Origin of the sequence: Collimonas fungivorans, from assembly GCF_028292705.1 — a bacterium.
GTDB lineage: Bacteria > Pseudomonadota > Gammaproteobacteria > Burkholderiales > Burkholderiaceae_D > Collimonas > Collimonas fungivorans_B.
Window position 1 is genome coordinate 1 of sequence record NZ_JAQGLV010000255.1, and the last position, 13,576, is coordinate 13,576.

8 protein-coding genes are annotated in these 13,576 nt (G+C 62.1%); 3 read left to right on the forward strand and 5 right to left on the reverse strand.

Features of this window, described 5'->3' with window-relative positions; all coding sequences use genetic code 11:
* Together JWQ61_RS14540 and JWQ61_RS14545 are read left to right on the forward strand one after the other, a co-directional pair.
* Positions 1–1,380, forward strand: a 1,380-nt coding sequence (locus JWQ61_RS14540) for an efflux transporter outer membrane subunit (protein ID WP_304361154.1), incomplete at its 5' end; no start/stop codon positions are given.
* A gap of 69 nt (positions 1,381–1,449) precedes the next feature.
* Positions 1,450–1,881 (forward strand): EamA family transporter, encoded by a 432-nt coding sequence (locus tag JWQ61_RS14545; protein ID WP_304361155.1) that lies wholly within the window; start codon positions 1,450–1,452, stop codon positions 1,879–1,881.
* On the opposite strand, the gene JWQ61_RS14550 is transcribed toward JWQ61_RS14545, so the two are convergent.
* Both JWQ61_RS14550 and pabB read right to left on the reverse strand, forming a co-directional pair.
* Entirely contained in the window at positions 1,882–2,502 is a 621-nt protein-coding gene (locus JWQ61_RS14550; protein ID WP_304361156.1) for a hypothetical protein, read from the reverse strand. It abuts the gene before it with no gap.
* A 64-nt stretch (positions 2,503–2,566) separates the two neighbouring features.
* A complete protein-coding gene (gene pabB, locus JWQ61_RS14555; RefSeq protein WP_304361157.1) occupies positions 2,567–4,468 on the reverse strand; it encodes an aminodeoxychorismate synthase component I in 1,902 nt (633 codons plus the stop codon).
* Between the two features lie 145 nt (positions 4,469–4,613).
* On the opposite strand from pabB, the gene JWQ61_RS14560 reads away from it, so the two are divergent.
* Positions 4,614–6,008, forward strand: coding sequence for an MFS transporter (locus JWQ61_RS14560; RefSeq protein ID WP_304361158.1), 1,395 nt, complete (start codon positions 4,614–4,616; stop codon positions 6,006–6,008).
* Positions 6,009–6,026: 18 nt separating this feature from the next.
* On the opposite strand, the gene JWQ61_RS14565 is transcribed toward JWQ61_RS14560, so the two are convergent.
* The 3 genes from JWQ61_RS14565 to fumC form a co-directional block, all read right to left on the reverse strand.
* A complete protein-coding gene (locus JWQ61_RS14565; RefSeq protein ID WP_304361159.1) occupies positions 6,027–10,046 on the reverse strand; it encodes a translocation/assembly module TamB domain-containing protein in 4,020 nt (1,339 codons plus the stop codon).
* A 46-nt stretch (positions 10,047–10,092) separates the two neighbouring features.
* A complete protein-coding gene (locus JWQ61_RS14570) occupies positions 10,093–11,829 on the reverse strand; it encodes an autotransporter assembly complex family protein (RefSeq protein WP_304361161.1) in 1,737 nt (578 codons plus the stop codon).
* Between the two features lie 292 nt (positions 11,830–12,121).
* Positions 12,122–13,513: a class II fumarate hydratase gene (gene fumC / locus JWQ61_RS14575; protein ID WP_304361160.1), complete on the reverse strand. Its 1,392-nt coding sequence runs from the start codon at positions 13,511–13,513 to the stop codon at positions 12,122–12,124.
* Positions 13,514–13,576 lie beyond the last annotated feature (63 nt).

The following is a 13,576-nucleotide window of genomic DNA, read 5'->3' on the forward strand; positions in this document are numbered from 1 at the left end:
GCGCCGGCGGCCTTCAAGGAAATGAAGGACTGGAAGACAGCTACGCCGCAAGACCAGGAGCTGCACGGCAAGTGGTGGGAAATCTACCAGGATCCGCAATTGAATGCGCTGGTCGAGCAAGTCAATATCTCCAACCAGAACCTGGCGCAAGCCGAGGCCCAGTTCCGGCAGGCGAAAGCCCTGGTCGATTCCGCCAGGTCGTCCTACTTCCCGACGGTATCGGCCAATGTCTCGGCCACCCGCTCGGGCGGACGCAATAGCAGCAGCAGCCTGAGTACCGGCGGCTCGGTAAGCACCACCGATGCGCTCGGCCTGAGCGCCAGCTGGGAACCCGACCTGTGGGGCCGCATCGGCCGCACGGTGGAAGCCAACCAGGCTTCGGCTCAGGCCAGCGCTGCCGATTTGCAGGTGGCCAGGCTCAGCGCCCAATCGACGCTGGCGCAGAATTACCTGCAGCTGCGCGTGCTCGACCTGCAGCAGACCTTGCTCGACGATACGGTAGCGGCCTACCAGAAGTCGCTGCAGCTGACGCAGAACCAGTATGCCGTCGGCGTGGTCGCCCGTTCCGACGTGATCCAGGCCCAGACCCAGCTCAAGGGTGCGCAGGCGCAGGCGCTGGACAATGGCGTATCGCGTTCCCAGCTGGAACACGCGATCGCCCTGCTTACCGGGCAAGCCGCATCCACATTCTCGCTTGCGCCGGCCCCGCTGGTGGCCGTATTGCCGACGATCCCGGTCGGCGTGCCGTCCACGCTGCTGGAGCGCCGCCCCGACGTCAGCGCTGCGGAAAGGCTGGCGGCGGCGGCCAACGCCCAGATCGGCGTGGCCAAGGCGGCTTATTTCCCGAACCTCACCTTGTCGGCTTCCGGCGGCTTCCAAAGCAACAGCTTCAGCAACTGGCTGACCGTCCCCAACCGCATCTGGTCGCTCGGACCGGCGTTGGCGGCTACCCTGTTTGACGGTGGCGCCCGGCGCGCGCAAAGCGACCAGGCGATCGCCGCCTACGACGCCAGCGTCGCGGTATACAAGCAGGCAGTGCTGACCAGCTTCCAGGAAGTCGAAGACAATCTGGCGGCCTTGCGCATCCTGGAACAGGAAGCCGCGGTCCAGGCCGAGACCGTCCAGTTCGCGCATCATGCCCTGGAACTGATCCTGAACCAGTACAAGGCCGGCACCGTCAACTACACCAGCGTGGTGACGGCGCAGGCGACCGCGTTCAGCGCCGACCTGTCGGCGCTGAATATCCAGAACCGGCGCTTTGCCGCCAGCGTGCTGCTGATCAAGGCGCTGGGCGGCGGCTGGAACCAGGCTGAACTGCCGGACAACGCCATGCTGAATGACCGCGACGTCACGGCCACGGGCAAACCTGCGGCGAAGTAGGATTCAGGGCAAAATGACATTGACTTGAATCATTTTGCTCAAGTCATGATCGATATCGGGGAGAACAAAATGAATTTCGGCTCCAGCTGGCAGGTATTTGCCCTCGGTTCTGCATTTTTCGCCGGCCTGACGGCGATCTTCGGCAAGTTCGGCGTCGCCGGCATGAATTCCAACTTCGCCACCTTCATCCGCACCGTCATCATCCTGTTCGTGATCGCCGGCATCGTCACCTTGCGCGGCGAATGGCAGAAACCGACGCTGGTCAGCTCGTCCAACTGGCTGTTCCTGGTGCTGTCAGCGATCGCTACCGGCCTGTCCTGGCTGTGCTACTACCATGCGCTGCAAATCGGCCCGGTGTCCAAGGTGGCGCCGATCGACAAGCTGAGCGTGGCCTTCGCTATCGTGCTGGGCTTGCTGTTTGCCGGCGAACAGCTGACCTGGCCGGTGGCTATCGGTGGTTCGCTGATCGTGGCCGGATCGGTCGTGATTATCGCGTTTTAGTTAAGCGCGTCCTGATCTTGTCTTGACTAGCAGGGCGATATAGATGAGATCATAGGCGGCACAGAAACCGCCGATCACGAGAATAAAAAAATTATACTCAATCAAGCCGTAAAGAACCGTGGGGGCGAGTGAGCCTATCCATTTGTTAACGGCGATCACAAGCGATTGCCCGTCCCCGCCTTTGCGCTTGATAAACATGTCGATGAACAGCACCGACATGAGGAGATTGAGGAAAAAGGCGGAATATCCCTTTCCCGCATGAGCGCCGAATTCCCGCAGGAAAAGCAGTTGCACGCTGAAGCTCATGATGAACATCAGAATGCTCCATGCGATGAAACCACCTCGCGAGAACTTCTCGGGCCAGTATTTTTTTCCGTAGCGGAAGTAGGTATAAGCGATGACGATGTCAAGCAACAGCCAGGAAACCGAGAACGACAACATGACCTTGTTGCCGGCGCCTTCCGTGACATCTATATAACTATAGAGTGCTTCCCATCCGATATTCAGAGATAGGGCAAAAGCCGGCATGGCGTAGGTTTTATACTTGAAACCAATCCTGGCGCACTCCACATATACTACGATCCAGCATAAACCGCTCAACAACGTCAAGAATAGATCCATGATTATTTATCCTCACCGTCAACAATTGATTTGCATGAACAGGAATAATCGCGGCCGTTCCTCTCTAAGCCACTTGTAGCAGGGTTGCCGGCATGGTTCCGCGCAGGGCGTTGCACACCATGACCTGCTCGGCCGCCAGCAAATCTCCCATGCTCAGGCTGCGCTCGCTGGCATTCCACGCCGCATCGTTCAGTACTACGCTGCGCATCACTCCCGGCAGCAATCCTGCTCGCAGCGGCGGCGTATACCAGCGCCCGTCCAGTTTGACAAAGATGCTGCTGCGGCCGCCTTCGGTCAATTCACCTTCGCTGTTGAAGAACAGCATATCGAAGGCGCCTAGCTGCTGTGCCTGTTGCCAGGCCTGGTCGTAACGCTGCCGTATCGTGGTCTTATGGCGCAGGAACAGGTCGTCGGACTGCGTCGGCGCCGGTGCGATCAACAAGCGGACCGGCAGCTCAAGCGTCCCCAGTTCCGCGCTTTGCAGGCTGTAGCCGCCATCCGCCGCCAAGGTCAGGCGCAGGCGCTGAGGTCCGCTGGCTGGCAGGTTCGCGCAATACGTACGCAACGCCGCGCGCAATACGTTTTCGTCGTAGGGAAAACCGAAGTAGGCAGCCGATGCCTGCAAACGCTGCAGATGCAGGTCCAGGTGGCGGCAGCCATCCGCGCTGGTGGCGTAGATGGTTTCAAACAAGGCAAAATCGCCGCCCATGCCGGTCAGGAATTTTGCTTTCAGCGCGCATTCGGCATATTCTTCCGCCGCCACGCTATCGTGCACGATGCCGGCGCCGACACCCATTTCGCCATGGCGTATGCCGGCGCCGTGCAAGCCGTCCGCCGTGGCGGGCTGCAGCCACAAGGTGCGGATCGGCACCGACAAACAGAAATCGCCAAAGCGGCGGCCTGGCCGCTCCGCCTCGAACCAGCCAATCGCGCCGGTGTACAGGCCGCGCGGCTCAGGCTCCAGCTCGTTGATGATTTGCATGGTGCGATGCTTGGGCGCCCCGGTGATCGAGCCGCAGGGATACAGCGCCTGGATCACGGCGCTGAGGCTGACATCGTCGCGCACTTGCGCCTGCACGGTGGAAGTCATCTGCAGCACGGAGCTGAAACGCGTCACCTCGAACAATTGCGGCACGCGCACCGAACCGGGAATGGCGATGCGCCCCAGGTCGTTGCGCAGCAAATCGACGATCATCAGGTTTTCCGCCAGGTTCTTGGGATCCGCGGCAAGCGCCTTGGCGGCCAGTGCATCCTGTTCCGCGTCGCCGCTGGCGGCAGCGGTTCCTTTCATCGGCCGCGCCGTCAGCACGCCCGCCGCATGGCGCACGAACAGTTCCGGCGACAGCGACAAGACCGCCGCGCCGTCTTCCAGCAGGATCAGGCTACCGTAAGGCACCGGCTGCCGTTGCCGGAGCTGGCGATACAGGGCGACAGGGCTGCCGTAGACATCGAAACGCAAGCGGTAGGTGTAGTTGACCTGGTAGGTGTCGCCGGCCTCGATGTAATCGTGGATCTTGGCGATGGCGGCGGCGAACTGCCCGGCGCTGACATTCGGACGGAGGTTGGCGATGCCGGCGCCGGCTTCCGTCGAGTCGCTTTCCGCCGCCTGCCGCTGCGCCAGCCAGGCATCTACCTCGGCATCGCTCAAATGCTCGCAACGCGCAAACAGCAGGATTTGCGCCAAAGGCCGGGATGCCGCTGCCGGCGACGCTGGCAACCGCTCTGGCAACACCACATGCTGCAGTCCGATCCCGAGTTCGTAGGTAAACAAGGTCACTGCGTGCAAACCCTCGCGCAAGGCTTGCTGCATTTGCTCGATCAGCTGCGGCAGCCGGTCAGCGTCAAAACACGACAGGCTGCGTACGTGGCCTGTGTACAAACGCGAAGACTGCGACTGCGCGGAAGCGGCGCTGCGGTCATCCAGCAAGGCAAAACACTCGGTTGGCGAGGGGGACGTGTTGATCATGGTTCTTGTAAAAAAGCGGCAGGCAGCCAGGGAAACAGCCTGCATGCTACCTGAACGGTAATGGATAGTCTAAAACGCTATAATTATGCTCTTTTAAGCAGGCAGGGCGGCCTTTTGTGCCTACCCGGCCCATCCATCTCCCCTCATGGCCATCTCCCGCGTCTTCCTCACCCCGCTGATCGTGGCATGCGCCTTGTTCATGGAAAACATGGACTCCACCGTGATCGCCACCTCGTTGCCGATGATGGCGCATGACATGGGAGAAAGCCCGATCGCACTGAAGCTGGCGATGACTTCCTACCTGGTCAGCCTGGCGGTGTTCATCCCGGTCAGCGGCTGGATGGCGGATCGTTTTGGCGCGCGCACGGTGTTCCGCAGCGCGATCGGCGTGTTCATGCTCGGCTCGATCCTGTGCGGCATGTCGGATACGCTGGCGCAATTTGTCGCGGCCCGCTTCCTGCAGGGCGTGGGCGGCGCCATGATGGTGCCGGTCGGACGACTGGTGATCTTGCGCACCACCACCAAGGCGGAGCTGGTGCGCGCGCTCAGCTACTTGACTATCCCGGCTTTGCTGGGTCCGGTGATCGGGCCGCCGCTGGGCGGTTTCATCACGACCTATTTCCACTGGCGCTGGATTTTCTTCATCAATGTCCCGATCAGCATCCTCGGCATCTACCTGGCGACGCGCTATATCGAGAACCTGCGCAGCGACGATGCCGTGCCGCTCGACTGGATCGGTTTCCTGTTGTCGGCAATCGGCTGCTCGACGCTGATGTTCGGCCTGGCCAGCGCCGGCCGGCACCTGGTGGCCGGCGACGTCTCGCTGATCTGCGTGGTGGTCGGCACCATCAGCTTGCTGGCGTATGTATGGCATGCCTTCCGTACGCCGCATCCGCTGATCAACCTGCGGCTGCTGCAGATCCCGACGCTGCGCATGAACGTCTTCGGCGGCTCGCTGTTCCGCATCGGCGTGGGCGCCCTGCCGTTCCTGCTGCCGCTGCTGTTCCAGCTGGGTTTCGGCCTGACGCCGTTCCAGTCCGGCCTGCTGACCTGCGCTTCGGCAGCCGGCGCGATTTTCGTCAAGACCATGACAACCACGGTGCTGAAAAGATTCGGCTTCAGGAGCGTGCTGATCTATAACACCCTGCTTGGCGCGCTGTCGATGGCGGCATTCGGCGTGCTGAAAGCGGATTCACCGCATGTCTTCATCATCCTCATGCTGTTGCTGGGCGGCTGTGTGCGCTCCATGCAGTTCACCAGCCTGAACGCGATCGCCTACGCCGAGATCGACCAGCGCCAGATGAGCCAGGCCACCAGCCTGACCAGCGTCGCCCAGCAGCTGGCGATCGGCCTGGGCGTGACGGTCGGCGGTTTTGCGTTGCAGGTATCGAACCAGGTGCAGGGCCATGCGACCATCGTCAGCGCTGATTTCTGGCCGGCGTTCTTGCTGATCGCCCTGGTTGCCCTGGCTTCCCTGCCGTTTGCCTTGAAACTGCAGCCGGACGCCGGCGCCGAATTGTCGGGCCGCCGCACCGGCTAAGCCAAAACCCGGTCAACCCTAATCGAAGCGCAAGTTGTATAGAACCTCTAGGCCGTTGATGGTGCCGCCGCGCATCACCATCGACCAGCGCCGCGAAAATTGCCAGGTCAGCTTGAGGATGCTGGCGGCGCTGGTCAGGCTCTGTTCGTAACCCAGGTTGATTTTCTCGGTGATGACCTTGCCCAGGCTCACCACCTGCTCGTTTTCGATGCCGGAATCGCTGGAGCCGATCGAGAATTCATCGAAACCGATGCCCTGCGCGATTTTCTTGCCGCCGTAATTTCCCAGCAGCGCCAGCGCCTGGCCGGCAGCCTGGCGCTGGCCCAGCGCGGAACTGTCGCTGCCGTGGCCGAACATCAGCCAGGAAAGTTTTTCCTCATCCGACACGTTCGGTTCCGACACCAGCTTGACCCGCAGGTTGCTGGGATTGCCGGTGATCTCGGCGCCCGCTTCGACTTCCTGGTTGCGTTTCATGGCGAGGATGTTGATGTTCGGATTGTCGATCGGTCCCTGGAAGTTGATCAGTCCGCGTTCAATCGCCAGCTTGCGGCCAAACACTTCATAGCTGCCGCTTGCGACCCGGATCGTGCCGGTAGCGCGCAATGGCTGGTAAGGCTCGCTGCGCACCTGCATGGCGCCGCGCAGCAGCAGATCGGCGCCGCTGCCGCGGAAGCGGAAATCGCTGCCGAAATCGACTTCCACATTCATCACCGGGGTGGCGCCGCCGGCCGGTTTCTGCGCCGCCTTGGCCAACCGCTCCTGCTCGGTCAGCGGCGTCGCCCGTGCTTTCGTTTCCTTGCGCACGATGACCACATCGTCACCCAGCACCGGCGCGCTGCTCTTCGGCAAATCGAACAAGGCTTTGTCGACCGTGAACTTGCCGTCGACGTGCAGCTGTTCCTTGACGTTGGCGATCTTGGCCTGGCCCGACAGCATCAGCTGGCGGTCCGGGCTGGCGAACAACTGCAGGTGATCGGCGACGACGCTGGCGGTCAGGTCGGGGTTGTCATGGCCCAGCTGCAGCCGGCCGGTGGCGCGTATGGTGCCGTCGCCGCCGTGGAATTCCAGCTGCTGCAGGTCGACCACGTTGTCGGCCAGGTTCAGGCGCGCGGTGCCGTCTTTCAGCTTGATGCCCTGGTCGAACAGGGTGACGGCCAGCTGGTCGCCGGCGACTTTACCCGACAGCATCGGCTTGCCCAGCTGGCCAGTCAGGTTCAGGTCCAGCGCCAGGCTGCCGTCCAGCGCAACCTGCGGTCCGATCAAGGCGCCCATTGATTTCAACTGCGGCACTTGCAGTTTGGCCTGCCCGGACAAAGCCGAGCTGTCGCTGACGGTCCAGCTGCTGCCGCTGTGCTGCAAAGCCAGCTGCAGCTGCGCGCTCAAGGTGCCGATCCGGGATGCCGCCAGCTGGCTGTCGAGCTTGATCTGGCCGGCCTGCAGGTCGGCCCGCAATTTCAGTTCGGACAAACCCAGGCTGACGTCGCCGCGGCCGGGATTGACGCGCAGGTCGCCGCTGCGGCGCGCGATCTGCAGATAACCGGCGGCAGTCTCCGCCAGGGAAAAATCCCAGCTGCTGTCGAGCACCAGGTCGGTCTTCAAGGGTATTTCCGGCGCGCCGAATTCGTGCGCCAGGCCAAGTATCGTCGCCACATTGAGCGCGTTGATGGCGCCGGCGGAACGGATTTTGCCGTTGTCGTAGCTGAAATTCTTCAAATCAATCTGCGCATCCGCCACGCTCAGGCGGGTTGCGCCCAGCACCAGGCGGCCGGCGTCGGCGCTGATCGCCAGCGGCGCCGCCAGGCTAATGCGCGGCGTGCCCTGGTTTTGCAGTTCGCTGACCTGCCCCTGCCAGCCGTAGCCGGTTTTGCCCTCGCTCAGCTGGCCTTGCGCCGCCATGGTCAGGTGCAGGGGCTTGCCGCGCAGCGTGCCGCTGCTGTCCAGTTTCAATGTGTGCGCGGCATAGGTGCCGGACAGGTTCAGGTTCAGCTTGTCGAGCGCCATGTCGGAACTGTGCAAGCCGCGGCCGTCAAGGCTGACAGCCAGCCTGTTGCTGCCCGAATTCAGCTTGGCGTTCAAGTCAGCCTGCACATCGGCCTGCCCTGACAGGCTATCCACCCGATGTTCGCCGTAAGCCAGTTTTTCGGCGCGATAGGTGGCTTGCACATTCGGTTTTTGCAAGCTGCCGCTAAGCTGGCCATCCAGATGCAGCGCGCCGGAAATGCCGAAACCCAAGCCTTGCAGCTGCGGCGCATCGAGCTTCAGGTTCAGGCGATCGCCGGCGGCGCCGAAGCTGCCCTTGGCCTGCAGCTCGTTGCCCGCCACCGACAGCGCGACATCGCTGGGCAGCAAACGCGTGCCGGCCAGGTTGAGCGAACCGTTGCCGGTCATCGGCAGCTGATCGTAGTGGCTGTCGCGGATGGCGAACTTGAGTTTCATCTTCAGCTCGGGCGTCAGGTTGCCGCTGGCGTCGATATCCATATTGATGTTAGCGGTCACCGCTTTGGCCTTGGGAGCGCTGGCGGCTTTGGCAGCCCCCTTGGCCGCGCTTTTAACCGGAGCCGCGCTGTTGATCCAGAGGAAAGGATTGAAATCGCGCAAACTACCCTTCACCGCATACGCCATGCCGGCATCGCGCGCCAGGCTGCCGCTGACATCGAGACGCGCCGGCCCGGCTGCCAGCTGCGCCGTTTTCACTGCGATCTGCTTGGCGTCGATTACGGTTTCCAGTTTCGCTTTGTAAGTAGCGTCGGCCAGGTCCAGGCTGATCTGCTGGTTGTCCGGCGTCAGCCTGACCTTGACCGGCCCGCGCAGCTGCGTCGGTTTCAGCTTGCCGTGCAGCGCTTGCAGATCGAGGCCGGCGACATCGAAACTGAATTCGCCGTTGTTCTTGTTTTTGCCGTCGCTATGATATTCGCCCTGGCCGCTGATGCTGGCATCTTTCAGCAGCTTCAACTGCAGCCGCGACAATTGCTGGGTCTGCGTATCCAGCCGCAATTCGGCGCCGGCGCTGACCAGCGGCAGGCGGTCCTGGTCCAGGGAACCGGCCATCGCATTGACGATGCGTATCGGGCCGCTCACCGTCAGTGTCGCCAGGTCGACCATGGCTGGTGCGCTGCCAGCCGCCGTCGCAGGCGGCGTCTCCGGCTTCAGCGACGCCTGCAGGCTGAGGTCGGCCTGCGGCGCGCCGCTGCTGAACAATTTGGGATTGATGTGGGCGGCGTTCAACTCAAGCTGGCGGAACGGGATGGGCGCAAACGGCGTCGCTGCGATCTTGGCAGTGCCGCTCAGTTTGTCGCCGCGCGCATTCAAGTCTATGTCCAGCAGCGCCAGGCTACCTGACAGAGCCGCATCCACCTGGTATTTTTCTTTCTGGTATTCACCGCTCAGCTCCGCACCGCCGCTCAATGCAAACGGCTGCGCGCCGTTCAAGCTGAGTTTGGCGCTGGCCTTGCCGTAGGGTGTGTCCAGTCGTTCCAGCACCAGGTTATGCTGCTTGCCGTCCGACTCTCCATGCAGCTGCAGGTGGCTCAGTTCGGTCGTACTCAGCCCCTGGTGCAAGGACAGCTTGTCCAGCGAAATATCGTTGAGGACCAGCTGCAGCGGCAATGCCAGGCTGGCCGGCATCACCGTCGGCTCCGGCGGCGTCGGCTCCAGCCGGGCATCGACATTGCCTACATGCAGGTAAGCGACATCCAGCTTGAGCGGCGACAGGCCGAGACGCCACTTGGCGTCGACGCGATCGATCTTGTATTGCTGGGTAGCGTCGCGATAGACCAGGTTGCGCAGCTGCAAACCGTCCGCCACGGTGCCGCCGACCAGCTGGCCGGACAGGTTGCCATGCATCGCCCATGTACTCAATCGCCACAGGGTCCGTGCGCCGGACTCGGAACGGACGCCGAAAAACAGCGCGGCCGCCAGCACCGCCAGCAACAGCACAATGGCTGCCAGCGATCGCCACAGCCAGCGCAAGCGGCTGCGGTCGCCGTCCTGGTTCGGCGGCGGGCCTGGTTCCGGAGAGATGGCTGCTTCGTGCTTCATCTGCTTATCATCTGCTTAATATGTGTTCAATCTTCAAATCGAAAAATCAGAAGGCGATGCCCAGCGAAATATGCGGCCGGAACTGCTTGGCCTGGACGCCGTAGGCAAGGTCGACATTCACTGTCCCGACCGGGCTGCGGTAACGCACACCGACGCCGGTGCCGACCTTGGTCGCGCGGTCGGCCCAGCTGTCGGTAGCGGTGCCGACATCGTAAAACACGGCGCCGCCCCATTGCTGGGTGAGCCAGTGCTGGTATTCGGCGCTGCCGGTCACCATGTATTTGGTCGGATAGACGGTGCCGTTCTGCGAATTGCCGATGCTGTCGTAACTGTAGCCGCGCACCGATTCGTTGCCGCCGGCCCGGAACAGCAAGGAAGCCGGCACCGCGGCGCTGGAGCCGGCGGTGAATACGCCGCCCAGCTCGGTGCGCAAAATCACCACGTCGCGTTTCGCTACCGGAAAATAATGCTTGTAGCGGCCGTCGGCCCGGAAAAAGGTCTGGTCGGTCAGGAATCCCTTCACGGCAAACCCGGTCTGTACCGAAAAGATATGGCCGCTGCGCGGGAAAATAGGATTGTCGACGTCACGCCTGACCCAGGCAAATCCTGGCACCAGGGCCTGGTGCTGGCCCGGCTGGACTACGGTATCCGGCGGCAAGGTTGCGCCGTCGGTCTGCTCCAGGCGGTCGCGGTAATAGTCCAGGGTCAACGCGGTATCGTAGTTTTCCAGCGAGCGAGCGCGCTTCAGCCCGATTTTCATGCTGCGCAGATCGACGCCCTGCAAGGTAGTGCGGTCATACGAGCCGTTGATGCCGTTGACGAAACTGCGCTTGTCGGGCGGCATCGACAAATCCAGCGCAGCGTACTGGCGCCGCTGTTCGATCTTGGTCTGGGCGTCGAACACCCAGGCTTTGCCGAATATATTGTAGTTGGTGTAACGGCCCTGCACCTGGGCTCCGGTGTCGGAGGCATAACCGAGGCCGGTGCGCACCCGCTGCGTCTGGAATTCGGTGACCTGGACATTCACCGGCGTTTCCAGCGCGTGCGCCGGATCGTCGTTGATGCTGACGATCACATTGCCGAAGTACGGCGTGTTCTGGATCTGGCGCTGCAGCAGCAGCAAGCGGTCGACGCTGTACTCTTCCCCTACCTGCAGAGGACTGACGTTTTCGATGATGCTGGCCGGATAGCGCTTGGTGCCGGTAATGTGCAGCGCGCCCAGGGTAAATGGCGGGCCGCTATCGTATTGCACGGACAGCTCGGCGTCGTTGTCTTCCGGCGTGACGCGCGCTTCCGAATGCGCGACCTTGGCCGCCGGATAACGTTTCTTGAGCAATACCTGCAAACCGTCATCCTTGGCCTTGGCCCAGTCAGCCTGGCGGAAAGGCTGGCCGGCAGGCAAACCCCAGTTCCGCTGTATCTGGCGCACCCGCTCAGGCACCTCGGCAGCGGCGCTGCCGCTGACATCGACGGTAGCGGCGGATACGATGGTGCGCTGCTGCGGATCGACTTTCAAACGGATAGTCTTGACCTCGCCCGGCTCCACCGTGACGCTGGTCTTGGGTGAAAAATAACCTTCGGTCGACGTCAGCTGCGTGACCTGCTCATCGACCGTATCGACCAGGAACTTCAGCTGGTCCTCGCTCAGGTCTTGCCGATCCTTGTAGCGCGACAGGTCCAGGTGCTGCTCGAGCAAAGCCTTCAAATCGCCAGGGGCGTCGATCTCGACCCGATAGGTGGCGCTGGCGCTAGCCGCGCCCAGGGACAGCAGGCCAAAAACCATGCCATACAAATAGGGCTTGAAGCAGATGACAGGCATGCGCAAGCATTTCATCATGCGCGGCAGCCCATGACCGGCAACGGCAACGGGATGTCAGTTTCTATCAGGAAAACCAGTAGGAGCATAAGCAAGGGCAACAGTAGCGGAGGGTCATTTTAACAAATATTGTTTTTGTATTGCAAAAACGACATTATCCCTATAGCGTCATTGTATTGGATGCCCTGCACGCATGGTGCGATGTAACATGATTTAACCTCAGGCAATCCGGGGCGGCAAGCACGCCCCGGCAAGTCTGCTATTCCGGGTAAGTCATTTTTGCCGGCTGCACCCATTCGGCAAATTCCTGTTCCGTTACATAACCCAGCGCCAGCGCCGCCTGTTTCAGCGTGCTGCCGTCATGGTGCGCATGCTTGGCGATCTGCGCCGCGCGGTCGTAGCCGATGTGCGGCGCCAGCGCCGTCACCAGCATCAGGGAACGCTCCATCAGTTCGGCGATGCGGTCGCGGTTGGCTGCGATGCCGTCGGCGCAATGCTCTTCAAAGCTGGCCATGCCGTCGGCCAGCAGCCGCACGCTCTGCAGGAAATTATGGGCGATCAGCGGCTTGAACACGTTCAGTTCGAAATTGCCGGAAGCGCCGCCGAAATTGATCGCGACGTCGTTGCCGAATACCTGGCAACACAGCATGGTCAGCGCTTCGCACTGGGTCGGTTTGACCTTGCCCGGCATGATAGAACTGCCTGGCTCGTTCTCCGGGATGCTGATCTCGCCTAGGCCGGAACGCGGCCCGGACGCCAGCCAGCGCACATCGTTGGCGATTTTCATCAGGGCCGCGGCCAGGGTCTTCAAGGCGCCGTGGGCCGCGACCAGGGCGTCGTGCGCGGCCAGTGCGGCAAACTTGTTGTCGGCAGTACGGAAAGGCAGGTTCTCGGTCTTCGCCAACTGGGCGGCGACACGTTCGCCGAAATCCTTGGGCGCGTTGAGCCCGGTGCCGACCGCGGTGCCGCCGGCGGCCAGGTCGCACAGAGGCTCCAGCGCGGCCTTGATGATTTTTTCCGCGTAATCCAGCTGCGCCACGTAGCCAGAGAATTCCTGGCCCAGCGTCAGCGGCGTCGCGTCCTGCAAATGGGTGCGGCCGATCTTGACGATGTCGTCAAAATCGGTCGCTTTCTTGTGCAGGGTCGCGCGCAGTTTACGCAGCGCCGGCAGCAGCTTGTTGGCGACGGCGATGGCGGCGGCGACGTGCATCGCCGTCGGAAAGATATCGTTCGAGGACTGGCTCAGGTTGACCGCGTCGTTAGGATGCACCAGGCGCGATTCGCCGCGCACGCCGCCGAGGATTTCCGAAGCGCGGTTGGCCAGCACCTCGTTCATGTTCATGTTGCTTTGGGTGCCGGAGCCGGTCTGCCAGACCGACAGCGGGAATTCATCGGGATGCTGTCCCGCTACCACCTCCTGCGCCGCCTGGATGATGGCCTCGGCCTGGGTCTTCGGCAGTTTGCCGAGATCCTGGTTGACCTGCGCGCAAGCTTGCTTGACCGCCGCCAGCGCCACGATCAGTTCAGGCGGCATGCGTTCGCTGGAGATATGGAAATGGTGCAGGCTGCGCTGCGTCTGCGCGCCCCACAGGCGCTCGTCCGGGACTTCAATCTTGCCAAAGGTATCGCGTTCGATTCTGCTGGTAGTCATTTCAGCTCCATAAAAGTGGCGGCGTCCTGCACTGAAAATTCAGCGAGGGCGTCAACAAAGTCT